Here is a 23,832-nt window from a genome sequence, read left to right as displayed (position 1 = left end):
CAATCGACAAGGTCAGCCAAGACCTTGTTCTTGCCAGTTTCAACACCTTTAGGTTTGGCTCGGAGCTTGCTTCGGGTCGGTAGACCTTAATGGAGAGTTTGATCCTGGCTCAGGACGAACGCTGGCGGCGTGCTTAACACATGCAAGTCGAGCGGAAAGGCCCTTCGGGGTACTCGAGCGGCGAACGGGTGAGTAACACGTGAGCAACCTGCCCCCGACTCTGGGATAAGCCCGGGAAACTGGGTCTAATACCGGATACGACACCGATCGGCATCGGTTGGTGTGGAAAGTTTTTCGGTTGGGGATGGGCTCGCGGCCTATCAGCTTGTTGGTGGGGTAGTGGCCCACCAAGGCGACGACGGGTAGCCGGCCTGAGAGGGCGACCGGCCACACTGGGACTGAGACACGGCCCAGACTCCTACGGGAGGCAGCAGTGGGGAATATTGCACAATGGGGGAAACCCTGATGCAGCGACGCCGCGTGCGGGATGACGGCCTTCGGGTTGTAAACCGCTTTCAGCAGGGACGAATCAAGACGGTACCTGCAGAAGAAGCGCCGGCTAACTACGTGCCAGCAGCCGCGGTAATACGTAGGGCGCAAGCGTTGTCCGGAATTATTGGGCGTAAAGAGCTCGTAGGCGGCTTGTCGCGTCGGGTGTGAAAGCCCACGGCTTAACCGTGGGTCTGCATCCGATACGGGCAGGCTAGAGGCAGGTAGGGGAGAACGGAATTCCCGGTGTAGCGGTGAAATGCGCAGATATCGGGAGGAACACCGGTGGCGAAGGCGGTTCTCTGGGCCTGTACTGACGCTGAGGAGCGAAAGCGTGGGGAGCGAACAGGATTAGATACCCTGGTAGTCCACGCCGTAAACGTTGGGCGCTAGGTGTGGGGACCTTCCACGGTTTCCGCGCCGCAGCTAACGCATTAAGCGCCCCGCCTGGGGAGTACGGCCGCAAGGCTAAAACTCAAAGGAATTGACGGGGGCCCGCACAAGCGGCGGAGCATGTTGCTTAATTCGACGCAACGCGAAGAACCTTACCAAGGCTTGACATCGCCGGAAAACTCGCAGAGATGCGGGGTCCTTTTGGGCCGGTGACAGGTGGTGCATGGCTGTCGTCAGCTCGTGTCGTGAGATGTTGGGTTAAGTCCCGCAACGAGCGCAACCCTCGTTCCATGTTGCCAGCACGTAATGGTGGGGACTCATGGGAGACTGCCGGGGTCAACTCGGAGGAAGGTGGGGATGACGTCAAGTCATCATGCCCCTTATGTCTTGGGCTGCAAACATGCTACAATGGCCGGTACAGAGGGCTGCGATACCGCAAGGTGGAGCGAATCCCTTAAAGCCGGTCTCAGTTCGGATTGGGGTCTGCAACTCGACCCCATGAAGTCGGAGTCGCTAGTAATCGCAGATCAGCAACGCTGCGGTGAATACGTTCCCGGGCCTTGTACACACCGCCCGTCACGTCACGAAAGTCAGCAACACCCGAAGCCCGTGGCCCAACCCGCAAGGGAGGGAGCGGTCGAAGGTGGGGCCGGCGATTGGGACGAAGTCGTAACAAGGTAGCCGTACCGGAAGGTGCGGCTGGATCACCTCCTTTCTAAGGAGCACGAGCTCAAACAGACCGGGCCACAAGGTCCGGCAGATAGAGCTGCTCGTTAGTTCGTGGAGCACTGACTATTCGGTCGACCCCGGTCGCCGCATCGCAAGTACTTCCCCTCGGGGAGTGGAACGGGATGTCTCTGGGGGTCGAGGTCGATCGAGCACGCTGTTGGGTCCTGAAGAAACGGGCGACCGTGTCTTCGGATACCGCGGGCCAGGGGCCTGGGGGAGAACTTGTTTCTTCCCCGGAATTTTGGCGCCGTCTGTTTTTTGAGAACTGCACAGTGGACGCGAGCATCTTAAAGCAATTTAAGAGCCTGAAATATCTGATGCGAGGCCTTTTGGGTCTTGTTTGCAGAGTTTTTCAGTTCACATCTATGTCTTGGTATGGGCCAATTGTGTTTGGTCAAGTTTTTAAGGGCATACGGTGGATGTCTTGGCATCAGGAGCCGATGAAGGACGTGGGAGCCTGCGATATGCCTCGGGGAGTCGGCAACCAGACTTTGATCCGGGGATTTCCGAATGGGGAAACCTGGCACCTTTCATGGGGTGTCGCCGCCTGCTGAATGTATAGGCAGGTTGGTGGGAACGCGGGGAAGTGAAACATCTCAGTACCCGCAGGAAGAGAAAACAATAGTGATTCCGTGAGTAGTGGTGAGCGAAAGCGGAAGAGCCTAAACCGATCGTGTGTGATAGCCGGCGGGCGTTGCACGGTCGGGGTTGTGGGACCACCCTGTTAGAGCCGCTGCTCTGGCGAAGAGTTACAAAATCTCGTGGTAGTCGAACGGCATGGGAAGGCCGACCGTAGACGGTGAGAGTCCGGTAGACGAAATTGCGAGGTCTCTTGGGTGTGTTCCCGAGTAGCACGGAGCCCGTGAAATTCCGTGTGAATCTGCCACGACCACGTGGTAAGGCTGAATACTCCCTGATGACCGATAGCGGACAAGTACCGTGAGGGAAAGATGAAAAGTGCCCCGGTGAGGGGTCGTGAAATAGTACCTGAAACCGTGTGCCTACAAGCCGTCAGAGCGTCTCCAGTGGCTTTTGCTGCTGTCCGTGATGGCGTGCCTTTTGAAGAATGAGCCTGCGAGTTATGGTGTGTGGCGAGGTTAACCCGTGTGGGGGAGCCGTAGCGAAAGCGAGTCTGAATAGGGCGAACTTTAGTCGCATGCTGTAGACCCGAAGCGGAGTGATCTAGCCATGGGCAGGTTGAAGCGCCGGTAAGACGGTGTGGAGGACCGAACCCACCAGGGTTGAAAACCTGGGGGATGACCTGTGGTTAGGGGTGAAAGGCCAATCAAACTCCGTGATAGCTGGTTCTCCCCGAAATGCATTTAGGTGCAGCGTCGTATGTTTCTCGCCGGAGGTAGAGCTACTGGATGGCCGATGGGCCCTACAAGGTTACTGACGTCAGCCAAACTCCGAATGCCGGTGAGTGAGAGTACGGCAGTGAGACTGCGGGCGATAAGGTTCGTAGTCGAGAGGGAAACAGCCCAGATCATCGACTAAGGCCCCTAAGCGTGTGCTAAGTGGGAAAGGATGTGGAGTTGCGATGACAACCAGGAGGTTGGCTTAGAAGCAGCCACCCTTGAAAGAGTGCGTAATAGCTCACTGGTCAAGTGATTCCGCGCCGACAATGTAGCGGGGCTCAAGCACACCGCCGAAGTCGTGGCAATCAGTCTTATGGCTGGTTGGGTAGGGGAGCGTCGTGCAGCCGGTGAAGCCGCAGCGTGAGCTAGTGGTGGAGGCTGTACGAGTGAGAATGCAGGCATGAGTAGCGAATGAGCAGTGAGAAACTGCTCCGCCGGATGACCAAGGGTTCCTGGGGCAGGCTAATCCGCCCAGGGTAAGTCGGGACCTAAGGTGAGGCCGACAGGCGTAATCGATGGACAACGGGTTGATATTCCCGTACCCGCTGGTACGCGCCAACGCTGAACCTCGTGATACTAACCGCGCGAATCCCTCTCTGGATCCTTCGGGTGAAGGGGATGTGGGCTAGTCCGGGACCTGATCGGGTAGTAGGTGAGCGATGGGGTGACGCAGGAGGGTAGCTCAGCCCGGGCGATGGTTGTCCCGGGGTAAGGATGTAGGGCGAGAGATAGGCAAATCCGTCTCTCATGTGCCTGAGATCTGATGCCGAGCCGTTTTAGGCGAAGTGAGTGATCCCATGCTGCCGAGAAAAGCCTCTAGTGAGTGTACCGGCGGCCCGTACCCCAAACCGACTCAGGTGGTCAGGTAGAGAATACCAAGGCGATCGGGTGAACTGTGGTTAAGGAACTCGGCAAATTGCCCCCGTAACTTTGGGAGAAGGGGGGCCTTGAATGGTGATGGGACTTGCTCCTTGAGCTGTTCGGGGTCGCAGATACCAGGGGGAAGCGACTGTTTACTAAAAACACAGGTCCGTGCGAAGTCGTAAGACGCTGTATACGGACTGACGCCTGCCCGGTGCCGGAACGTTAAGAGGACCGGTTAGACCCGTGAGGGTCGAAGCTGAGAATCTAAGCGCCGGTAAACGGCGGTGGTAACTATAACCATCCTAAGGTAGCGAAATTCCTTGTCGGGTAAGTTCCGACCTGCACGAATGGCGTAACGACTTCCCCGCTGTCTCAACCACAGGCCCGGCGAAATTGCACTACGAGTAAAGATGCTCGTTACGCGCAGCAGGACGGAAAGACCCCGGGACCTTCACTATAGCTTGGCATTGGTGTTTGGAATGGCTTGTGTAGGATAGGTGGGAGACTGTGAAGTCCGGACGCTAGTTCGGGTGGAGTCATTGGTGAAATACCACTCTGGTTGTTTCGAATGTCTAACCCGCGCCCCTTATCGGGGTGGGGGACAGTGCCTGGTGGGTAGTTTAACTGGGGCGGTTGCCTCCCAAAGAGTAACGGAGGCGCCCAAAGGTTCCCTCAGCCTGGTTGGTAATCAGGTGGCGAGTGCAAGGGCACAAGGGAGCTTGACTGTGAGACCGACGGGTCGAGCAGGAGCGAAAGCTGGGCCTAGTGATCCGGCACCTACGTGTGGAAGTGGTGTCGCTCAACGGCTAAAAGGTACCCCGGGGATAACAGGCTGATCTTCCCCAAGAGTCCATATCGACGGGATGGTTTGGCACCTCGATGTCGGCTCGTCGCATCCTGGGGCTGGAGTAGGTCCCAAGGGTTGGGCTGTTCGCCCATTAAAGCGGCACGCGAGCTGGGTTTAGAACGTCGCGAGACAGTTCGGTCCCTATCCGCTGCGCGCGTAGGAGTCTTGCGAGGATCTGTCCCTAGTACGAGAGGACCGGGACGGACGGACCTCTGGTGTGCCAGTTGTTCTGCCAAGGGCACGGCTGGTTGGCTACGTTCGGAAGGGATAACCGCTGAAAGCATCTAAGCGGGAAACCTGCCTCTAGATGAGGACTCCCTCCACCTTACGGTGGGTAAGGCCCCCAACAGACTATTGGGTTGATAGGCCGGAGATGGAAGCACTGCAAGGTGTGGAGTCGACCGGTACTAATAGGCCGAGTGACTTGCCTACAACACATCCATGCTGCAAGACGTAACATGTGTGCTCGCGTCCCTGTGCGGTTCCCGGAAAACAGCCGGCCGAACCGCAACACCAAAAAAAGAGAATACTTTCGCTGACCGTTTGTGTCCGCGAGCTGAGGCTTGCGGCGGTTATGGCGGAGGGGAAACACCCGGTCCCATCTCGAACCCGGAAGTTAAGCCCTCCAGCGCCGATGGTACTGCACGGGAGACTGTGTGGGAGAGTAGGACACCGCCGCAATTGTTGTGAGGAAAGGCCCCGAACCACAGGTTCGGGGCCTTTCCGCATTCCCCGGGGATTCTTGCATTCCCGGACCTCTCCGCATATCCGGAGACCATGGCCCGCCATCGCCGCACCGGATCGGCGCGGTCCGTAGGGTGCGGCGCTGGCTAGAGCAGGCTGAGGCAGCGTTCCAGGTGGTCTTCGAGGCGTTCGACCAGGGGCGCCGGCAGGGGCTGCGCGGTGTCCTCCGGGAGGAGGTCGACGATGCAGCGGACGTCCCAGTACGGGTGGTGGTCGTAGTTGCCGCGGACCTGTTCGAACGCCGCGGAGAAGGCGTCGGCGGCGTCGGGACCGTAGCGGGCGACGAGGTTCCAGCGCATGTGCGCGACGTCGACGCCGATGGGGCCGTAGGAGGCCTTGTCCCAGTCGACGACGCCCTGGAGGCGGCCGTTGGCCCACAGGGAGTTGTCGGGGTGGTAGTCGCGGTGGATGAAGTGCGGGACGAAGTCGGGCGGGGGCTCGGTGACGATCTCCTGGGCCTTGTCCCAGACCCCGGGGTTGCGGGCGTGGAACGGCGGCTGACGGGTCAGGAGCCGGTTGTACGGGGCGTAGGGCGGCATGGTGGTGGCGCCCTTGACGTCGTGGAGGGTGACCAGGGCGGCGGCGAGCTGGATGAGGTACTCCGAGAGGTCCTCTGGCAGCGGCCGCGGCGGGTGGCCGGGCAGCCGGGTGATGAGCAGCGCCGGCGCGTCGCAGCGGCCGCCTGAGGGGTCCGCGGCGATGAGCTGAGGGGTGGGGATCTCGCAGCCGGCCAGGAGCAGCAGCGCGGCGATCTCGCGCTCCGGCGGGTACTCGGGGTCCCAGTCGGTCCAGCGGCGCAGCACGAGGCGGTGGACGCTGCCGGAGCGGGTCTCGACGAGCAGCGTGTGGTTGGTGCGGCTCACCCCGCCGGTGAGCGGTCGCTGGAGGCGCACCGTGCTGCCGGCGCCCAGGCACTCGCACACCCAGCGCAGGGTGGCCGCGCTGGGCGGCCTGCCCAGCGGCAGGGCCCTCGCGGTGCGGGCTGCGGTGTCGGTGGTCACGGGGTCCATGTAAACGGATTCCGAAGGGGATGAGGAGTGATTTTGCGGAAGCTGAACGTAACACTTTCCCGGTCACGCACGTGGCCTTACGGAGGGGCGCCTGGCGCTCCCTCCGTAAGGCCGTGTGCGTCAAAGGCGCTTACTCTTTGCCGTCCCTGCGGGGGCGGAGCAGCGCTTCGGCGAGGGCGAGCATCGTCTCCTCAAGGGTGGCGAGACGCTTGAGCACGTCCTCGTGGACGGCGCCGACGCGGTTGCCCACTTCGGTCTGCACGCCCTCGACGCGTTTGCTGATTTCGGTCTGCATGGTCTCCGAGCGCTTGGCGACCTGCTCGTGGACGGCGTCGGTCCGCTTGGTGACCTCTTCGTGGACGGCGTCCGACCGTTTGACCACCTCGTCGAAGACGCCTTCGACGCGTTTGGCGACATCGAGGTGGATGTCCTCGAACCGCTTGGAGATGTCCTCTCGGACATTCTCGAATTTGCGGGACACATCGTCCTGGGCGCCTTCGAGTCGTCGCTTGACGTCGTCCTGCACCTCCCGGCCGGTCTCGTCGAGCCGCTTGCTGAGGCCGCTGTACGCGCTCTCCACGATCTTGGACACGGTGTCCTCGATCTCGCCGCGGTCGGGGCGGCTGCGCAGTTCCACGATGAGCGGGTCGGTGACGGTGCTGACCTGCCGCTCCAGCTCGTCGAAGCGCTCGCCGTAGTCCAGGTGCGGGCGCTGCGCGAGCTCGGCGAGCCTGCGGTGGATCTCGTTGATCTCCAGCGCGGCGGGGAGCTGGCTGAGGCGCTCGCCGAGGGCGTCGAAGCGGCTGTCGAATCCGTTGATCTTGCCGCTGAGTCCTTCGAGTCGTCCGTCGATGCCCTCCAGCCGGCCGCCGAGGCCTTCGACGCGGCTGCCGACCGAGTCGAGGCCCTGGTCGATGCGGTCGGCCATGTCGGAGAGCGACTGCTCGACCCGGCCGGTGATCCCGGTGACGGTGTGTTCCAGCTTCTCCGACCGGTGGCCCAGCTCGGCGAGGGACTTGTCGAGCCGGTTGAAGCGGACGGAGGCGGCCTCCATCGCGCCCTGGAGCTTGTCGAGGCGCTTGGTCATCTCCTCCATGCGCTGGGACGCCGCGGCGGTGGCGTCCGCGATGTGCGCCGCGGAGTCCATGACGTTCTGGAGCCGGGTCAGGCTCTCGTCGACGTTCTCGGCGACGACGCCGACGTCGGCCCACAGCGCCGGGAGTTCGCTGACGGGTTTGATCCGCTCGCCGACGGCTTCGAGGTGCTCGCCCAGGCCCTCCGCCCAGCCGGGCGCCTTCCCGGTGAGCTCCTCGACCTGGCCTCGGACGCCGTCGAGCTGGCCGGTGAGGCTGGTGAGTTCGCGTTCCCGGACCTCGCGCAGCAGCCACTCCATGCCTTCGAGCCGCTGGCGGATCTCGTCAAGGACCTGACCCTGTGAACGTGATTCGTACACATGGTCTTGCGCCGCCCGGGCGAGCAACTCCCGCATCCGGTCCGAGACCGGTTGACCCCCCGTCTGCAGGAAGTTGTGATTCGTTTCCAACGCATGCCCCTTCTCACGCCCGTGCCCCTGAATACCTGTAGGGCTCGTGGCATTGATGTGAAGTGCTCACTTTAGTGCTTGATCACAAAGCGATAGAACGGCGTTGGAATGCCGCGAGACCAGGGATGCGGCGGGAGATCAACTGCTTCGTGGGATAAGCCGGATCTCGTGGTTTCGGTTGGCTGATGTGGGTGTTCTTCGGTCTGAATGGCGATCGTTTCGGGGTGGTATGGCGGGAAAAGCGGGCGGGGCGGCCGAACGGCGGCGCGGGCCGGAACTGGGAATTCTTCACCGGCCGGGGAAAAGTAATTCCAGTTGTGCGCCCCATTGTTTGCCTGATCCTGAACCGCGCTTTTCAGGGACGTCCGCAGATGAGCGCGACGGGCGCCTCGCCGATCCGGGTCAGCACGACGGTTCCGGGGCGGGAGCCGGCCGGGCGCAGGTCGCGCCGGAGCTTGTCGAGGTCGGCGGCGAAGCCCCGCTTCTTGAGGGTGAGGACGCCGATGTCGTGGGCGCGCAGCGCGGCCTTGAGGCGCTTGACGGAGAAGGGGAGGACCTCGTGGATCTCGTAGGCGGCGGTGTACGGGGTGCCGACGAGGGCGTCGGAGGTGATGTAGGCGATGCGGGGGTCGGCCAGGCCCCCCTCGACGAGCGCCGCGGCCTCCCCGACGAGGTGCGCGCGGATGACCGCCCCGTCCGGCTCGTACAGGTAGCGGCCCCACGGGCGAACGGGCGGGACCGTCGTCTTCGGGTCGGGTTCGAGGCTGTGGACCTCGCCGCCGCGCAGGAGGGTCGCCTTGCGGACCGGCCCTTCGGCGAGCGTGCCGAGCCACAGGGCCGCCTCCTTGACGTCGCCGTCCTCGGAGATCCATTCGGTGCTCGCGCCCTCGGGGATCGCCTCGTAGGGGATTCCGGGGGCCACCTTGACGCACGCGCCCGGGGCCTTCATGGCGAGGCCGAGGAGGTCGTCCAGGGGCGGCTCGTAGGACTTGGGGTCGAAGACGCGCCCGCGCGCGGTGCGCCGTCCAGGGTCGGCGAAGACCTCGGCGTAGCCCGCGGGGTCCTGGTCGAGTGCGTCTCCCTGGCGCACGGAGGCGACGTCCTCGACGCCGAAGGCCGCGAGGTTGGCGCGGGCGACCGAGACCGTCAGGGGGTCGAGGTCGACGCCGGTGCCCGGGACCCCGGCGCGGGCGCGGAAGGCGAGGTCGGCGCCGATGCCGCAGCACAGTTCGAGGACGGGCCCGGTGAAGCGGGCGGCGCGGTAGGCGGCGACGGCCGACCGGGTGGACTGCTCGAGGCCGTGCGGGGTGAAGTACATGCGGGCCGCGTCGGGTCCGAACTTGGCGGCCGCCCTGACGCGCAGTCGCACCTGGGTCAGCGCCGCGCCGACGAGTTCGGCGGGATACCGCTCCCGGAGCCGGGAGGCCGCCGCGAGCAGCCCGCCCTCGGACGTGTCGGCTTCCGCGGCCCGCGCGAGAACCTCCTGCCCGGAGGGGGTGAGCAGTCCTTCGAACCCGTCGATCTCCATGACTCAACGGTAGAGCCGGTCCCACTACAGAGCGTCCGGTTGACTGTCGTTGAGGCACGGCATAATGTCACTGACTGGCACTCTCCCATCGAGAGTGCCAAAGCGACGAGCCCGGTCTGGCACCCGCGACGACAGGCCGGTCGAGGTCGCCTCCTAAGCATTTCGACGCACACTTCACATCCGAAGGGGAGGTTCGACGTGTCGACCGCCACCAAGGTTGTCCTCAAGCCGCTCGAGGACCGCATCGTGGTCCAGCCGCTCGAGGCCGAGACCACCACTGCTTCCGGCCTGGTCATTCCGGACACCGCCAAGGAGAAGCCCCAGGAGGGCACCGTCCTGGCCGTCGGCCCGGGCCGGGTCGACGACAAGGGCGCCCGCGTGCCGCTGGACGTCGCCGTGGGCGACGTCGTCCTGTACTCCAAGTACGGCGGCACCGAGGTCAAGTACAACGGCGAGGAGTACCTCGTCCTGTCCGCCCGCGACGTGCTGGCGATCATCGACAAGTAAGGGCCCGGTAAGTACGGCCGGTGCCCAGGTTCTCAAAGCACCCGTGCACCGGCCCGGCGAACAGGCTCACGCACCCCGCCCCGGCGGCCCCATCCGGGCGGCCGGGGCGGTGTGCTTCGGACAGGCAGACAGAGGGAATCCGTAGACATGGCCAAGATCCTTGAGTTCGACGAGGGCGCCCGGCGCGCGCTCGAGCGCGGCGTCAACGCTCTCGCCGACGCGGTGAAGGTGACGATCGGCCCCCGTGGGCGCAACGTCGTCATCGACAAGAAGTTCGGCGCCCCGACCATCACGAACGACGGCGTGACCATCGCCCGTGAGGTCGAGCTGGAGAACCCGTACGAGAACCTGGGTGCCCAGCTCGTCAAGGAGGTCGCCACCAAGACCAACGACGTCGCGGGCGACGGCACCACGACCGCGACGGTCCTGGCGCAGGCGCTGGTCCGCGAGGGCCTGCGCAACGTGGCGGCCGGGGCCTCCCCGCTCAGCCTCAAGCGCGGCATCGACATCGCCGCCAAGCACGTGTCGGACCTGCTGCTCAAGTCGGCGACCGAGGTCGACGACAAGAAGGCGATCGCGCACGTCGGCACGATCTCCGCGCAGGACGCCAAGATCGGCGAGCTGATCGCCGAGGCGTTCGACAAGGTGGGCAAGGACGGTGTCATCACCGTCGAAGAGGCGCACACCTTCGGCCTGGAGCTCGAGTTCACCGAGGGCCTCCAGTTCGACAAGGGCTACCTGTCGCCGCACATGGTGACCGACCCCGAGCGCATGGAGGCCATCCTCGAGGACGCCTACGTGCTCGTCGTCGAGGGCAAGATCTCCAGCGTCAACGAGTTCCTGCCGCTGGCCGAGAAGGTCGCGCAGAGCAAGAAGGCGCTGCTGGTCATCGCCGAGGACGTCGAGGGCGAGGCGCTCGCGCTGCTCGTCGCGAACAAGATCCGCGGCACCTTCCTGTCGGTCGCCGTCAAGGCCCCCGGCTTCGGCGACCGCCGCAAGGCGATGCTCGGCGACATCGCGACCCTGACCGGCGGCCAGGTCGTGTCCGAGGCCATCGGCCTCAAGCTCGACACGGTCGGCCTCGAGGTGCTGGGCCAGGCCCGCCGCATCTCGGTCACCAAGGACAGCACCACGATCGTGGACGGCCTGGGCGACGCGCAGGACATCTCCGACCGCGTCCGCCAGATCAAGGTCGAGATCGAGAACAGCGACTCCGACTGGGACCGCGAGAAGCTCCAGGAGCGCCTGGCCAAGCTCGCGGGCGGCGTGTGCGTGCTGCGCGTCGGCGCGGCCACCGAGGTGGAGCTCAAGGAGAAGAAGCACCGCCTCGAGGACGCGATCTCCGCGACCCGCGCCGCGATCGAGGAGGGCATCGTCTCCGGCGGTGGCTCCGCGCTCGCGCACGTGGCCAAGGACGGCTTCGAGTCCCTCGGCCTGACCGGTGACGAGGCGACCGGCGCCGAGGCGCTGCGCCGCTCGCTGGTCGAGCCGGCCCGCTGGATCGCCGAGAACGCCGGCCAGGAAGGCTACGTCGTCGTCTCCAAGATCCAGGAGCTGCCCACCGGCCACGGCTACAACGCCGCGACCGGCGAGTACGGCGACCTGAAGACCGCGGGCGTCATCGACCCGGTCAAGGTCACCCGCTCCGCCGTCACCAACGCCGCGTCGATCGCCGGCATGCTCCTCACCACCGAGGCGCTCGTCGTCGAGAAGCCCGAGGAAGAGGCCCCCGCCGCCGCAGGCGGCCACGGCCACGGCCACGGGCACTGAGTTTTCATGGCCGATAGGCCGGGTCTGCTCGCCCTGGGGGCTCGCAGACCCGGCCTATCGGCTGTTCGGGCGCTTTCGATCTTGGGGCTGCCCCTCCGGCCCTTGGGGCCTACGGGGCAGCCCCAAGGCGCCCTCACGAGGGTCCCATTGGTCGGTGCCGGGGGTGGAAGGTCCTCGGGTGAGCGGGGTGGTGGCCGTCCATTGGGTGGAGGGCCGTCCGATGGGGTGGTGGGGCCTCGGCCGGGTGCGGGGTACCCCGGGCGGGGGTGGAAGGTCCTGGGGCGGGGCGTGGGCGGCCGCGGGTCCGGGGTGGGGCCGGGTTGAGGTGAATTGGGGGGTGGGGCGGGGTTTGAAATGTTGTTGGGGGTGGGCTGTGGGGGGTTTTGTGTTCTGAAAGGGGGTTCGGGGGTTGGGTTCTGGCACTGTGACCATTTCGTGGCCGTCACTTGTGAAGACTTGAACCTTCCGGCTGGGCATAGTGCTCTACGTGACGGAGGCTGCGATCGTCGGGACCGATCATCGGCTGGAGCCGGGGCCGTCCCGTACCGGGGAGAACGAACTCGATCTGCGGGAACTTGCCACTCTCGCCGTTCAGGGTGACCCTTTGGCCACCGAGGTTCTGATCGGGCAGGTGCGCCCGATGGTGGTGCGTTATTGCCGGTCCAGGCTGGGCCGGGTGTCGGGGCAGTACCACGCGGCCGACGACGTCGCGCAGGAAGTGTGCATCGCCGTTCTGTCCGCGCTGCCGCGCTACCGCGACATGGGACGGCCTTTCGTGTCGTTCGTCTTCGGGATCGCCGCGCACAAGATCGCCGACGCGCTGCGGGTGGCCCTGCGCACGGCGGTGCCCACCGAGGACCTTCCCGACGGCCCGGACGAGGGTCCGGGTCCGGAGGAGACCGTGGTGCGCTACCTGGAGGCGGCGCAGGCGCGCGAGATGCTCGGCAGGCTGCCCGCCCAGCAGCGGGAGCTGGTGCTGCTGCGGGTGGTGCGCGGGCTCTCCGCCGAGGAGACCGGCACGGTTCTGGGCATGAGTGCGGGCGCGGTCCGCGTGGCGCAGCACCGCGCGCTCGCCCGGCTGCGGGCGATGGCCGTGGCGATGGAGGCCCTGGAGGAGCCCAGGCAGACGGCCTGAGCTATCCCTTGCCTTCTTCGCTGTCGATCACGCCGTCGACGTAGCCCCTGGCGTACTCCCAGGTGACGTAGTCGACGGGGTCGGGGTCGAGGGCGGGTTCGTGGACGCGGGGCTGGCCTTCTTCCAGGAGTTGCTTGAGGTTTCCGCGCAGCAGGTCCCAGTCGATGTAGTGGGTGCGGCCGCAGTCCTCGCAGTCGACGGTGAGACCGCGCACACCGAGCGGTTCGAGAAGGGTGCGGAAGACTTCAAGGTCGGCGAGGTCGGCGAGCACATCGTCACGCTCCGCCGAGCTCAGCGGAGCGATCTCTTCGAGCTCGCCGAGGGCGGCGGCCGGGTCGTCCGGGTCGCCGGCGAACGGGTCGAGCGGAGTCTCGTCGTGCACAGTCCCAAACTACTGCGCGCGCGGGGATGCCGGGAAGTCGCAGGTCCCGCAGGGTGTTACCCCTACGATGGGTAACCAAAAGCCGCCAACCCCGCAGGAAAGGCCGATCATGAACCCCGCACCGGACATCGCCAAGTTCGCTCCCGTGGGGCTGACCTTCGATGACGTACTGCTGCTCCCCGGCTACTCCGACATGCAGCCGGGAGACGCCGACACCACCACCAGGCTCTCCAGGGGCATCACGCTCAAGATCCCGCTGCTGTCCGCGGCGATGGACACCGTCACCGAGGACCGGATGGCGATCGCCATGGCCCGGCAGGGCGGCATCGGCGTGCTGCACCGGAACATGTCGGCGACCGAGCAGGCCCAGTACGTCGACACGGTCAAGCGGTCCGAGGCCGGCATGATCACCAATCCCGTGACCTGTACCCCCTTCGCCACTCTCGCCGACGTCGAGGAGCTGTGCGCCCGCTACCGGATCTCCGGGGTGCCGGTCACCGACGAGCGCGGGATACTGCTGGGCATCGTGACCAACCGGGACATGCGGTTCGAGACCGACATGTCCCGTCCGGTGTCCGAAGTGATGACCCCGATGCCGCTGGTCACCGCGCCGGAGAACGTCGCCAGGGAGGACGCGTTCGCGCTCCTGGCCAAGAACAAGATCGAGAAGCTGCCGCTGATCGACGGGGAGGGCCGCCTGCGGGGCCTCATCACCGTCAAGGACTTCACCAAGACCGAGCGCTACCCCAACGCGACCAAGGACGAGGCGGGCAGGCTCGTCGTGGCGGCGGCCGTCGGCGTCGGCGAGGACTCCATCAAGCGGGCCCAGGCGCTCATCGACGCCGGGGTGGACGCGGTGATCGTGGACACCGCGCACGGTCACTCCAAGGGCGTGCTCGACACCATCGCCAAGATCAAGGCGAACTCCCGGGTCCAGGTCATCGGCGGCAACGTGGCCACCTACGCGGGCGCCAAGGCGCTGGTCGACGCGGGCGCGGACGCCGTCAAGGTCGGCGTGGGCCCCGGCTCCATCTGCACCACCCGCGTGGTCGCGGGCGTCGGTGTGCCGCAGATCACCGCGATCAACGAGGCGGCGCGGGCGTGCGCCCCGGCCGGCGTCCCGGTGATCGGCGACGGCGGCCTCCAGTACTCCGGCGACATCGGCAAGGCCATCGCCGCGGGCGCGTCCACCGTGATGCTCGGCTCGCTGCTCGCGGGCGTCGACGAGTCCCCGGGCGACCTGGTCTTCGTGCACGGCAAGCAGTACAAGATGTACCGCGGCATGGGCTCGCTCGGCGCGATGCGCAACCGCGAGCGCGGCAAGTCCTACTCCAAGGACCGCTACGCCCAGGCCGACGTCTCCGCCGAGGACAAGCTGATCCCCGAGGGCATCGAGGGACAGGTGCCCTACCGCGGCCCGCTCTCCGCGGTCGCCCACCAGCTCGTCGGCGGCCTGCACCAGGCCATGTGGTACACCGGCAGCCGCACGATCGACGACCTCCAGGCCGGCGGCCGCCTCATGCAGATCACGTCCGCGGGCCTCAAGGAGAGCCACCCGCACGACATCCAGATGACCGTCGAAGCCCCCAACTACCAGGGTCGATAGACTCGCTGGGTTCGGCTTGGCGTTGGGACCCCCGCTGAGGGGTGCCGAGGACGCGTAGCCCCTCCGAGGGGTCGCACATATGAAGGGCTAGATGGTGGCTGCTGAGGTTGAGATCGGGCGCGGCAAGAGCGGGCGCCGGGCTTACGCCTTCGACGAGATCGGCATCGTCCCGTCCCGTCGGACGCGCGACCCCGAGGAGGTCGGGGTCGCCTGGCAGATCGACGCCTACCGGTTCGAGATCCCGCTGCTGGTCGCGCCGATGGACTCCGTGGTGAGCCCGGCGACCGCCATCGCGATCGGCAGGTTCGGCGGGGTCGGGGTGCTCGACCTGGAGGGTCTGTGGACCCGCTACGAGAACCCTGAGCCGCTACTGGCGGAGATCGCGTCGCTGGACGAGTCCCGGGCCACCCGGCGGCTCCAGGAGGTCTACAGCGCGCCGATCAAGGAGGAGCTGATCGGGCAGCGGATCGCCGAGATCCGCGACGCGGGCGTCACGGTGGCGGCGTCGCTGTCGCCGCAGCGCACCGCGAAGCTGTCCAAGGCCGTGGTGGACGCGGGCGTCGACCTGTTCGTGATCCGCGGCACGACGGTCTCGGCCGAGCACGTGTCCGGCCGGGCCGAGCCGCTCAACCTGAAGCAGTTCATCTACGAGCTCGACGTGCCCGTCATCGTCGGCGGCTGCGCGACCTACCAGGCGGCGCTGCACCTGATGCGCACCGGCGCGGCGGGCGTGCTCGTCGGCTTCGGCGGCGGTTCCGCGCACACCACGCGGGGCGTGCTGGGCGTCGCGGTGCCGATGGCGACCGCGGTCGCGGACGTGGCGGCGGCCCGCAAGGACTACCTCGACGAGTCCGGCGGCCGGTACGTGCACGTCATCGCCGATGGTGGCATGCGCTCCTCCGGTGACATCGCCAAGGCCGTCGCGTGCGGCGCCGACGCCGTCATGGTCGGCTCGCCGATCGCGCGGGCCACCGAGGCCCCGGGCCGCGGCTACCACTGGGGCAGCGAGGCCCACCACGGCGACGTGCCGCGCGGCACCCGCCTCGACCTCGGCACGATCGGGACCCTGGAGCAGATCCTGTTCGGCCCGTCGCACGTCGCGGACGGCTCGATGAACCTCATCGGGGCGCTCAAGCGGGCGATGGCCACCTCCGGCTACACCGAGGTGAAGGACTTCCAGCGCGTCCAGGTCGTCGTCACCCCGCAGTAAGGGTTCTCTGACGTGGAAGGGACGTCGTGCGCTCCGGCGCGCGGCGTCCCTTTTGCTTTCCGGAGTGGCCTGTTACCAGTGGGTAATTATTGGCCCGAGGTGCTGTTCTCCGGGTTGGGACGGCGCTTACCGTGGGAACGGACAACGCTGAGAGCCTAGGGTCGGGGGAGTCGTCACATGATCGGTCTGGGCGCGTCGAAGCTGGGGCCGGGGGAGCGGGAACACGCTCTCGGGCGGATGGCGGCGGAGGAGTTCGACGTCGTGGTGGTCGGCGGCGGGATCGTCGGCGCGGGCGTCGCCCTCGACGCGGTCACCCGGGGGCTGAAGGTGGCGCTGGTCGAAGCGCGGGACTTCGCCTCGGGGACCTCCTCGCGTTCGTCCAAACTGGTCCACGGCGGCCTGCGCTACCTGGAGCAGTACAACTTCGACCTGGTGCGCGAGGCGCTCACCGAGCGGGGGCTGCTGCTCCAGCGGATCGCCCCGCACCTCGTGCGGCCGGTGCCGTTCCTCTTCCCGATGACCCACCACGTGTGGGAGCGCGCTTATGTCGGCGCGGGCGTGGCGCTTTACGACGCGCTGTCCTTCTCGATGGGCTCGACCCGGGGGGTGCCCGGCCACCGGCACCTGTCGCGCAAGCAGGCCCAGCGGGTGGCGCCGTCGTTGAAGAAGTCGTCCTTCAAGGGCGCGGTCCAGTACTGGGACGCCCAGGTCGACGACGCCCGGTACGTGATGATGGTCCTGCGCACGGCCGCCGCGTACGGGGCGCAGATCGCCTCCCGGACCCAGTGCGTGGGCTTCCTGCGCGAGGGCGAGCGGGTCACCGGGGTGCGGGTGCGCGACCTGGAGTCGGGCGACAAGCTCGAGGTCCACGCCAAGCAGGTCGTCAACGCGACGGGCGTGTGGACCGACGACATCCAGGACCTCGTCGGCGGGCGCGGCCAGATCCACGTCCGGGCGTCCAAGGGCATCCACCTCGTGGTGCCGCGCGACCGGATCCACAGCGCGTCCGGGATCATCCTGCGGACCGAGAAGTCCGTGCTGTTCGTGATCCCGTGGGGCCGGCACTGGATCCTCGGCACGACCGACACCACCTGGACGCTGGACAAGGCCCACCCCGCGGCGTCGAAGGCCGACATCGACTACCTCCTCGACCACGTCAACGCCTTCCTGACCGTCCCGCTCACCCATGACGACGTCGAGGGCGTCTACGCGGGGCTCAGGCCGCTCCTGTCCGGGGAGTCCGACGAGACCTCGAAGCTGTCCCGCGAGCACGTCGTGGCCCATCCCGTCCCGGGACTGGTGATGATCGCCGGAGGCAAGTACACGACCTACCGGGTGATGGCCAAGGACGCCGTCGACGCCGTCGTGCACGGGCTCGACGGGCGGATCGCCGCCTCCTGCACGGACCGGATCACCCTGGTCGGCGGGGCGGGCTTCCCGGCCCTGTGGAACTCCCGGTACCGGCTCGCGGCCTCGTCCGGGCTGCACGTCGCGCGGATCGAGCACCTGCTGCGCCGGTACGGCACCCTCATCGACGATCTGCTCGCGCTCGTCGCCGACCGGCCCGAGCTCGGCAGGCCGCTCACCGGGGCGGACGACTACCTGCGCGCCGAGGTCGTCTACGCCGCCTCGCACGAGGGCGGCAGGCACCTCAACGACATCCTGTCGCGCCGCACCCGGATCTCCTTCGAGACCTGGGACCGGGGTCTGGGCGCGGCCGAGGAGACCGCCGAGCTCGTCGCGCCGGTGTTGGGCTGGACGGCCGAGCAGGCCCGCAGGGAGATCGAGTACTACCGCACCGGGATCGAGGCGGAACGGGCCTCCCAGTCGTCCGAGGACGACCAGGAGGCCGATGCCCTGCTCCGGGGTGCTCCGGAGATCGTGCCCACCGCGGCGATCTGAGCCGTCAGGAGATCCCGACGATGGGGAGCCGGTAGGCGGCCGGGGCCGTCGCCGGGACCAGCGGGTTCTTCGGCGCGATCGGGGCGAGCCGCGTGTACGGGGCGGCGAGGTCGGGGCGCTTGTCGGCCTCGCCGTTGTTCGGCCACAGCGACATCGCCCGCTCGGCCTGCGCGGTGATCGTCAGCGACGGGTTGACGCCGAGGTTCGCCGAGATCGTCGAGCCGTCCACGATGTGCAGGCCGGGGTGGCCGTAGACCCGGTGGTAGGGGTCGATGACGCCGGTCGCGGCCGAGTCGCCGATGACGCAGCCGCCGATGAAGTGCGCGGTGAGCGGGATGTCGAACAGGTCGCCCCAGTTGCCGCCGGGCAGCCCGCCGGTCTCCTCGGCCATCAGCCTGACCGCCTCGTGGCCGACCGGGATCCAGGTCGGGTTCGGCTCGCCGTGGCCGGGTTCGGCCCGCACCCCCCACCCGAACAGGCCCTTGCGGCCCTTCACGGTGATGGAGTTGTCGCTGGTCTGCATGACCAGCGCGATGACGGTCCGCTCCGACCAGTGCCGGAGGTTGAACAGCCGGACGAGGTCCCACGGGCGGCGGGCGACCTCGCCGAGGAACTTGAGCCAGCGCGGCCGGCCCCCGCCGTCGATGAGCAGGGATCTGACCATGCCCATGAGGTTGGAGCCGTGCCCGTACCTGACGGGTTCGATGTGCGTCTTGTCGTCCGGGTGGAAGGACGAGGTGATCGCGACGCCCTTGGAGAAGTCCTCGCCCTCGTGCTTGTAGCGCTCGGCGCCGAGGATGGCCTCGGAGTTGGTGCGGGTGAGGACGCCGAGCCGGTCGGAGATCCCGGGCAGGGACGAGCCTTTGAGCTTGTGCAGGAGCTTCTGGGTGCCGTAGGTCCCGGCGGCGAACACCACCTGCCGGGCCGTCAGCGTCGTGCGGTTGCGCAGGGGGGTGCCGGTCCGCACCAGGTCGACGGCGTAGCCGCCCTCGACCGGGCGCACGTCGGTGACCCGGGACAGCGGCATGATGCGGGCGCCGCCCTTCTCGGCCAGATACAGGTAGTTCTCCGTCAGCATGTTCTTCGCGCCGTGCCTGCAGCCCGACATGCACTCGCCGCACTGGGTGCAGCCGACGCGCTCGGGGCCTTCGCCGCCGAAGTACGGGTCGGCCTCGCGTGCCCCGCCGTGCCTGCCGAAGAACACCCCGACGGGCGTCAGCCGGAAGGTGTCGCCCTTGCCCATCTTGTCGGCGACCTTCTTCATCACCTTGTCCGCGGGCGTCATCGCGGGGTTCTGGACCACCCCGAGCATCCGCGTGGCCTGGTCGTAGAACGGCGCGAGCTCGTCCTGCCAGTCGGTGATGTGGCCCCACTGGGCGTCGTTGAAGAACGGCGCGGGCGGCACGTACAGGGTGTTGGCGTAGTTCAGGGAGCCGCCGCCGACCCCCGCCCCGGCCAGCACGGTGACCATGCTGCCCTTCGTCCCGCGCACGAGGTGGATGCGCTGGATGCCGGTGAGCCCGAGCGGCGGCGCCCACACGTAGGAGCCGAGCCGCCAGGACGTCTTGGGCAGCTTCCTGTCCCCGGTCCCTTCACCGCGCGTGTCGTAGCGCCGTCCCGCCTCGATCACCCCGACGCGGTAGCCCTTCTCGGTGAGCCGCAGCGCGGTGACGCTCCCCCCGAACCCCGAGCCGATCACCAGAACGTCGTAGTCCATGCGGGGGCCTCTCTACTTCAGGTGGAATCGCTTGAGGGTCTTGATGGCGCCGGTGAGGAGGTCGGCGTACTTCGCGTAGGGCACGTTGGCGGGGGCGTCGAGCTCCATGAACTGCTGGGAGGCGACGGTCTGGGCCTCGGTGTAGCGGAGCATGCCTTCGGCGCCGTGGCGGCGGCCGACGCCGGACTGCTTCATGCCGCCCATGGGCGCGTCGTGGGAGGCCATGGCGGCGCCGTAGCCCTCGTTGACGTTGACGGTCCCGGCCTGGAGGCGGGCGCCGACGCGGCGGCCCCTGGCGAGGTCGCGGGTCCACACCGAGGCGTTCAGGCCGTAGGAGGTGTCGTTGGCGCGGGTGACCGCCTCGTCCTCGGTGGCGAACCGGTAGACGCTGACGACGGGGCCGAAGGTCTCGCCCGCGCACAGGTCCATGTCGGTGGTCACGTCGGTGAGGATCGTCGGCTCGTAGAACAGGGGGCCGAGGTCGGGCCTCGCCTTGCCGCCCGCCACGAGGGTGGCCCCGGCGGCGACGGCCTGCTCGACGTGCGCGGAGACGGTGTCGAGCTGGCGCTGATGGGTCAGCGAGCCCATCTGGGCGTCGAAGTCCAGGGCGGAGCCCAGCTTCATGGCCTCGGTCTCGGCCTTGAAGGCGGCGAGGAAGTCGTCGAAGACCTTCTCGTGCACGAGCAGCCGCTCGATGGAGATGCAGAGCTGCCCGGCGTTGGAGAAGCAGGCCCGGACGGCGCCGCGGGCGGCGAGCTTCAGGTCGGCGTCCTCAAGGACGATCATCGGGTTCTTGCCGCCGAGCTCCAGGGAGTAGCCGATGAGCCGGGGCGCGGCCTTCGCGGCGATCTGGCGGCCGGCCCGGGTGGAGCCGGTGAACGCGATGTAGTCGGCGGCCTCGATGATCGGGTCGCCGATCTCGGCGGGGTCGCCGGCGACGATCTGCCACAGGTCCTTCGGCAGCCCGCACTCGATCATCAGGGCGACGCACCACAGCACGGACAGGGCGGTCTGGGTGTCCGGCTTGTGCACGACCGCGTTGCCCGCGAGCAGGGCCGGGACGGTGTCGCCGACGCCCATGCTGATCGGGTAGTTCCACGGGGTGATCATCCCGATGACGCCCTTGGGCTGGCGCAGCTCCCGGGTCTTCACCATCAGGGGGAAGGCGCCCTGGCGGCGCTTGGCGCCGAGCAGCTTCGGCGCCTTGCGCGCGTAGTACAGGGAGCCGAGGGAGACGTCGAGGAACTCCTCGAAGGCGTGCCGCCGGGCCTTGCCGGTCTCCCACTGGAGGATGTCGAGGATCTCGTCGCGGCGGGCGAGGAACGCGTCGACGAAGCGCAGGACGGGCTCGGCCCGCTCGGCGGGGCTGAGCTCGGCCCAGGCGCGCTGCGCGGCGCGGGCCTTGGCGTAGGCGTTCTCCACGTCCTCGGCCGACGAGGTGGGGATCACCGCGAGGGGCTCGCCGGTGAAAGGCGCGTTGATGACGGTGCTGCCCCCGTCCGAGGTCACCAGGGCGGTGAGCTTGGCGATGGCCGCGTCGGACAGGGGGCTCGGGGAAGCCGTCTGGGTTGCCATGGCCGTCAGCATATGACCGACTGGACAGCTTTGGATACCCGCAAGTAACTAACAATGTCCGGCCGGTCATGTGTGGTCAGGACACATGATCGCAGCGCTTTGGAGCGGTCCACATCAGTAAAGCCTGGAACGACCAAGCTCTCCCGGTGTATCTCAAGGTGAGACTTCTGGGGAGGAGCGGCGAATGACAGGCGCGGCGGGGCAGAGGGTGCGGAGGGGGCGGCCGGACCGGCGGCTCCAGACACGGAAGGCGCTGCTGGACGCGGCGCGGAAGCTGTTCGCGGAACGCGGCATCCACGGGGCCGCCCTCGACGACGTCGCGCACACCGCGGGCCTCACCAAGGGGGCCGTCTACTCCAACTTCGCGGGCAAGCCCGACCTCGTGCTCGCCCTGCTCGACGAGTGCGTGACCAGCGCCCCCCGGCTGCACGGCAGATGGCTGGACGCCTCGGACGAGGACCGGCTGCTCGCCCAGCTCCTCGCGGAGTTCTGGCTCTACGGCATGCGCGACGGCGCCGCGGGCTGGCGGGTCGCGGAGTGGGCGGAGAACCAGCGCCGCGAGATCGCCCGCAAGATCGCCGCCCGGGACGGGACCGGCCCGGAGGGCAAGGCGCCCGAAGACGGCGAAGCCGGGCCCGGTGCGTCCGCGGGAGGCGGATCCGAGCCCGGCGAAGAGGCCGCGCGCCGCGCGACCCTGGCCATGGCGATGGAGATGGGACTCGCGCTCCAGCATCTGCTCGACCCCGACCGGGTGCCGGCCGAGGTCTACCGCAGTGGCATGGAGCTGGTGCTGGGGCCTAAGCCCCGGCGGTAGCCCCTACTCCCACTCGATGGTGCCCGGGGGCTTGCTGGTGATGTCCAGCACCACCCGGTTGACCTCGCGGACCTCGTTGGTGATCCGGGTGGAGATGCGCTCCAGCAGCTCGTAGGGCAGCCGCGACCAGTCGGCGGTCATGGCGTCCTCGCTGCTCACCGGGCGCAGCACCACGGGGTGCCCGTAGGTGCGGCCGTCGCCCTGGACGCCGACCGAGCGGACGTCGGCGAGCAGCACGACCGGGAACTGCCACACGTCGCGGTCGAGCCCGGCGCGGGTCAGCTCCTCGCGGGCGATCGCGTCGGCGTCGCGCAGGAGGTCGAGCCGGTCGCGGGTGACCTCGCCGATGATCCGGATGCCGAGGCCGGGACCGGGGAACGGCTGGCGCCAGACGATCTCGGCGGGCAGGCCGAGCTGCTCGCCGAGCGCGCGGACCTCGTCCTTGAACAGGGCGCGCAGCGGCTCGATCAGCCCGAACTGAAGATCGTCGGGCAGCCCGCCGACGTTGTGGTGGGACTTGATGTTGGCGGTGCCGGTGCCGCCGCCGGATTCCACGACGTCCGGGTAGAGCGTGCCCTGGACCAGGAACTCCACCTCGCCCTCGGTCGAGATCTCCCGGGCCGCGGCCTCGAAGACGCGGATGAACTCGCGGCCGATGATCTTGCGCTTCTCCTCGGGGTCGGTGACCCCGGCGAGCGCGGTGAGGAACCGCTCCTCGGCGTCCACGACGCGCAGGTCGACGCCGGTGGAGGCGACGAAGTCCTTCTCGACCTGCTCGGACTCGCCCTTGCGCATGAGGCCGTGGTCGACGTAGACGCAGGTGAGCTTGTCGCCGATGGCGCGCTGCACCAGGGCCGCGGCGACCGCGGAGTCGACGCCGCCGGACAGGCCGCAGATCGCGCGCCGGTCGCCGACCTGGCGGCGGATCGCCTCGATCGACTCCTCGGCGATGTTGACCATCGTCCAGTTCGACCGGACCCCGGCGAGCTCGAGGAACCGCCGCATGATGGTCTGGCCGTGCTCGGTGTGCAGCACCTCGGGGTGGAACTGAACGCCGTAGAAGCCCGCTTCGGGGTTCTCGAACGCGGCGATCGGGGTGACGTCGGTGGTGGCCGTGACGGTGAAGCCCTCGGGCGCCTGGGAGGCGTAGGTCCCGTGCGACATCCAGACCTTCTGCGCGGCGGGCAGGCCATCGAGCAGGGAGCCGCTCTCGACGACGGCGAGGTCGGTGCGGCCGTATTCGGCGACGTCCGTGCGCTCGACGACACCGCCGAGCGTCTGGGCCATCACCTGGAAGCCGTAGCAGATGCCGAAGACGGGCACCCCGGCTTCGAACAGGCCCTCCGGCGCGGCGGGCGCGCCCGGTTCGTACACCGAGGCGGGGCCGCCGGACAGGATGATCGCCTTCGGCCGCTTCGCCAGCATCTCGGCGACCGGCATGGTCGACGGGACGATCTCGCTGTAGACCTGGCACTCGCGGACGCGCCTGGCGATCAGCTGCGCGTACTGCGCGCCGAAGTCCACGACGAGAACAGTGTCGAACGACTGTTCGGTGACGGACACGGAGAACCTTTCGCGGGAATGAGGAGTCAACTAAGTCTAGATGCCCCCCACGCTGGGTGAACGCAGAGTGTGGTCAACCGGACAGTCAGTTCGAGGTATGTCAGTAATCACGGCATTGTGTCGGACGTGTCTTGTAGATTTGCATC

Annotated in this window: 14 protein-coding genes and 3 rRNA genes; 10 read left to right on the top strand and 7 right to left on the bottom strand. The window is 67.4% G+C overall.

Features of this window, described 5'->3' with window-relative positions:
* Nucleotides 1–86 precede the first annotated feature (86 nt).
* The 3 genes from EDD29_RS39030 (at nt 87) to rrf (ending at nt 5,361) form a co-directional block, all read left to right on the top strand.
* Nucleotides 87–1,597 (top strand): 16S ribosomal RNA (locus tag EDD29_RS39030).
* A gap of 406 nt (nt 1,598–2,003) precedes the next feature.
* Nucleotides 2,004–5,112: ribosomal RNA gene (locus EDD29_RS39025) — 23S ribosomal RNA — on the top strand.
* Nucleotides 5,113–5,244: 132 nt separating this feature from the next.
* Nucleotides 5,245–5,361 (top strand): 5S ribosomal RNA (gene rrf, locus EDD29_RS39020).
* The 16S, 23S and 5S rRNA genes sit together here, the layout of an rRNA operon.
* Before the next feature lie 149 nt (nt 5,362–5,510).
* On the opposite strand, the gene EDD29_RS39015 is transcribed toward rrf, so the two are convergent.
* The 3 genes from EDD29_RS39015 to EDD29_RS39005 form a co-directional block, all read right to left on the bottom strand.
* The gene (locus EDD29_RS39015; protein WP_123669200.1) at nt 5,511–6,434 is read right to left on the bottom strand and encodes an aminoglycoside phosphotransferase family protein; all 924 of its coding nucleotides are present in this window, start codon (nt 6,432–6,434) and stop codon (nt 5,511–5,513) included.
* 130 nt (nt 6,435–6,564) lie between these two features.
* Nucleotides 6,565–7,923: an apolipoprotein A1/A4/E domain-containing protein gene (locus EDD29_RS39010; RefSeq protein ID WP_170201744.1), complete on the bottom strand. Its 1,359-nt coding sequence runs from the start codon at nt 7,921–7,923 to the stop codon at nt 6,565–6,567.
* 409 nt (nt 7,924–8,332) lie between these two features.
* Entirely contained in the window at nt 8,333–9,505 is a 1,173-nt protein-coding gene (locus EDD29_RS39005) for a class I SAM-dependent methyltransferase (RefSeq protein ID WP_123669198.1), read from the bottom strand.
* A 198-nt stretch (nt 9,506–9,703) separates the two neighbouring features.
* On the opposite strand from EDD29_RS39005, the gene groES reads away from it, so the two are divergent.
* The 3 genes from groES (at nt 9,704) to EDD29_RS38990 (ending at nt 12,917) form a co-directional block, all read left to right on the top strand.
* Complete coding sequence (gene groES, locus EDD29_RS39000) at nt 9,704–10,012, top strand: co-chaperone GroES (RefSeq protein ID WP_123669197.1); 309 nt, start codon at nt 9,704–9,706, stop codon at nt 10,010–10,012.
* 147 nt (nt 10,013–10,159) lie between these two features.
* Entirely contained in the window at nt 10,160–11,782 is a 1,623-nt protein-coding gene (gene groL / locus EDD29_RS38995) for a chaperonin GroEL (RefSeq protein WP_123669196.1), read from the top strand.
* Between the two features lie 523 nt (nt 11,783–12,305).
* A complete protein-coding gene (locus tag EDD29_RS38990; RefSeq protein WP_211360409.1) occupies nt 12,306–12,917 on the top strand; it encodes a sigma-70 family RNA polymerase sigma factor in 612 nt (203 codons plus the stop codon).
* 1 nt (nt 12,918) lies between these two features.
* Here EDD29_RS38990 and EDD29_RS38985 read toward each other — a convergent pair whose 3' ends face one another.
* Nucleotides 12,919–13,299 carry a DUF5319 domain-containing protein gene (locus EDD29_RS38985; protein WP_123669195.1) on the bottom strand — a complete coding sequence of 127 codons (381 nt, stop codon included), beginning with the start codon at nt 13,297–13,299 and terminating at the stop codon, nt 12,919–12,921.
* 109 nt (nt 13,300–13,408) lie between these two features.
* Here EDD29_RS38985 and guaB point away from each other — a divergent pair, with 109 nt between their 5' ends.
* The 3 genes from guaB to glpD all read left to right on the top strand — a co-directional run bounded on the left by guaB (nt 13,409) and on the right by glpD (nt 18,017).
* Complete coding sequence (gene guaB, locus EDD29_RS38980; protein ID WP_123669194.1) at nt 13,409–14,905, top strand: IMP dehydrogenase; 1,497 nt, start codon at nt 13,409–13,411, stop codon at nt 14,903–14,905.
* A gap of 91 nt (nt 14,906–14,996) precedes the next feature.
* Nucleotides 14,997–16,115, top strand: a complete 1,119-nt coding sequence (locus EDD29_RS38975) for a GuaB3 family IMP dehydrogenase-related protein (RefSeq protein WP_123669193.1) — start codon at nt 14,997–14,999, stop codon at nt 16,113–16,115.
* Between the two features lie 177 nt (nt 16,116–16,292).
* Complete coding sequence (glpD, locus tag EDD29_RS38970) at nt 16,293–18,017, top strand: glycerol-3-phosphate dehydrogenase (protein WP_123669192.1); 1,725 nt, start codon at nt 16,293–16,295, stop codon at nt 18,015–18,017.
* Between the two features lie 4 nt (nt 18,018–18,021).
* On the opposite strand, the gene EDD29_RS38965 is transcribed toward glpD, so the two are convergent.
* Both EDD29_RS38965 and EDD29_RS38960 read right to left on the bottom strand, forming a co-directional pair.
* The gene (locus EDD29_RS38965) at nt 18,022–19,734 is read right to left on the bottom strand and encodes a GMC oxidoreductase (RefSeq protein WP_123669191.1); all 1,713 of its coding nucleotides are present in this window, start codon (nt 19,732–19,734) and stop codon (nt 18,022–18,024) included.
* 12 nt (nt 19,735–19,746) lie between these two features.
* Nucleotides 19,747–21,309 (bottom strand): succinic semialdehyde dehydrogenase, encoded by a 1,563-nt coding sequence (locus EDD29_RS38960; RefSeq protein ID WP_123670958.1) that lies wholly within the window; start codon nt 21,307–21,309, stop codon nt 19,747–19,749.
* Nucleotides 21,310–21,493: 184 nt separating this feature from the next.
* On the opposite strand from EDD29_RS38960, the gene EDD29_RS38955 reads away from it, so the two are divergent.
* Entirely contained in the window at nt 21,494–22,123 is a 630-nt protein-coding gene (locus EDD29_RS38955; protein WP_123669190.1) for a TetR/AcrR family transcriptional regulator, read from the top strand.
* 3 nt (nt 22,124–22,126) lie between these two features.
* Here EDD29_RS38955 and guaA read toward each other — a convergent pair whose 3' ends face one another.
* The gene (gene guaA / locus EDD29_RS38950; protein WP_123669189.1) at nt 22,127–23,686 is read right to left on the bottom strand and encodes a glutamine-hydrolyzing GMP synthase; all 1,560 of its coding nucleotides are present in this window, start codon (nt 23,684–23,686) and stop codon (nt 22,127–22,129) included.
* Nucleotides 23,687–23,832: the final 146 nt, after the last annotated feature.

Origin of the sequence: Actinocorallia herbida (genome assembly GCF_003751225.1) — a bacterium.
Classification (GTDB): Bacteria; Actinomycetota; Actinomycetes; order Streptosporangiales; family Streptosporangiaceae; genus Actinocorallia; species Actinocorallia herbida.
The sequence above is the reverse complement of the archived record's forward strand: the minus strand, read 5'-3'. Positions and strand labels throughout refer to the sequence as shown.

What these genes read in the sequence shown, in the direction of transcription:
- EDD29_RS38960 (WP_123670958.1), bottom strand. Translation starts at nt 21,309, where the DNA reads ATGGCAACCCAGACGGCTTCCCCGAGCCCCCTGTCCGACGCGGCCATC.
- EDD29_RS38965 (WP_123669191.1), bottom strand. Translation starts at nt 19,734, where the DNA reads ATGGACTACGACGTTCTGGTGATCGGCTCGGGGTTCGGGGGGAGCGTC.
- EDD29_RS39015 (WP_123669200.1), bottom strand. Translation starts at nt 6,434, where the DNA reads ATGGACCCCGTGACCACCGACACCGCAGCCCGCACCGCGAGGGCCCTG.
- EDD29_RS39005 (WP_123669198.1), bottom strand. Translation starts at nt 9,505, where the DNA reads ATGGAGATCGACGGGTTCGAAGGACTGCTCACCCCCTCCGGGCAGGAG.
- groL (WP_123669196.1), top strand. Translation starts at nt 10,160, where the DNA reads ATGGCCAAGATCCTTGAGTTCGACGAGGGCGCCCGGCGCGCGCTCGAG.
- EDD29_RS38955 (WP_123669190.1), top strand. Translation starts at nt 21,494, where the DNA reads ATGACAGGCGCGGCGGGGCAGAGGGTGCGGAGGGGGCGGCCGGACCGG.
- EDD29_RS38975 (WP_123669193.1), top strand. Translation starts at nt 14,997, where the DNA reads ATGGTGGCTGCTGAGGTTGAGATCGGGCGCGGCAAGAGCGGGCGCCGG.
- guaB (WP_123669194.1), top strand. Translation starts at nt 13,409, where the DNA reads ATGAACCCCGCACCGGACATCGCCAAGTTCGCTCCCGTGGGGCTGACC.
- EDD29_RS39010 (WP_170201744.1), bottom strand. Translation starts at nt 7,923, where the DNA reads ATGCGGGAGTTGCTCGCCCGGGCGGCGCAAGACCATGTGTACGAATCA.
- glpD (WP_123669192.1), top strand. Translation starts at nt 16,293, where the DNA reads ATGATCGGTCTGGGCGCGTCGAAGCTGGGGCCGGGGGAGCGGGAACAC.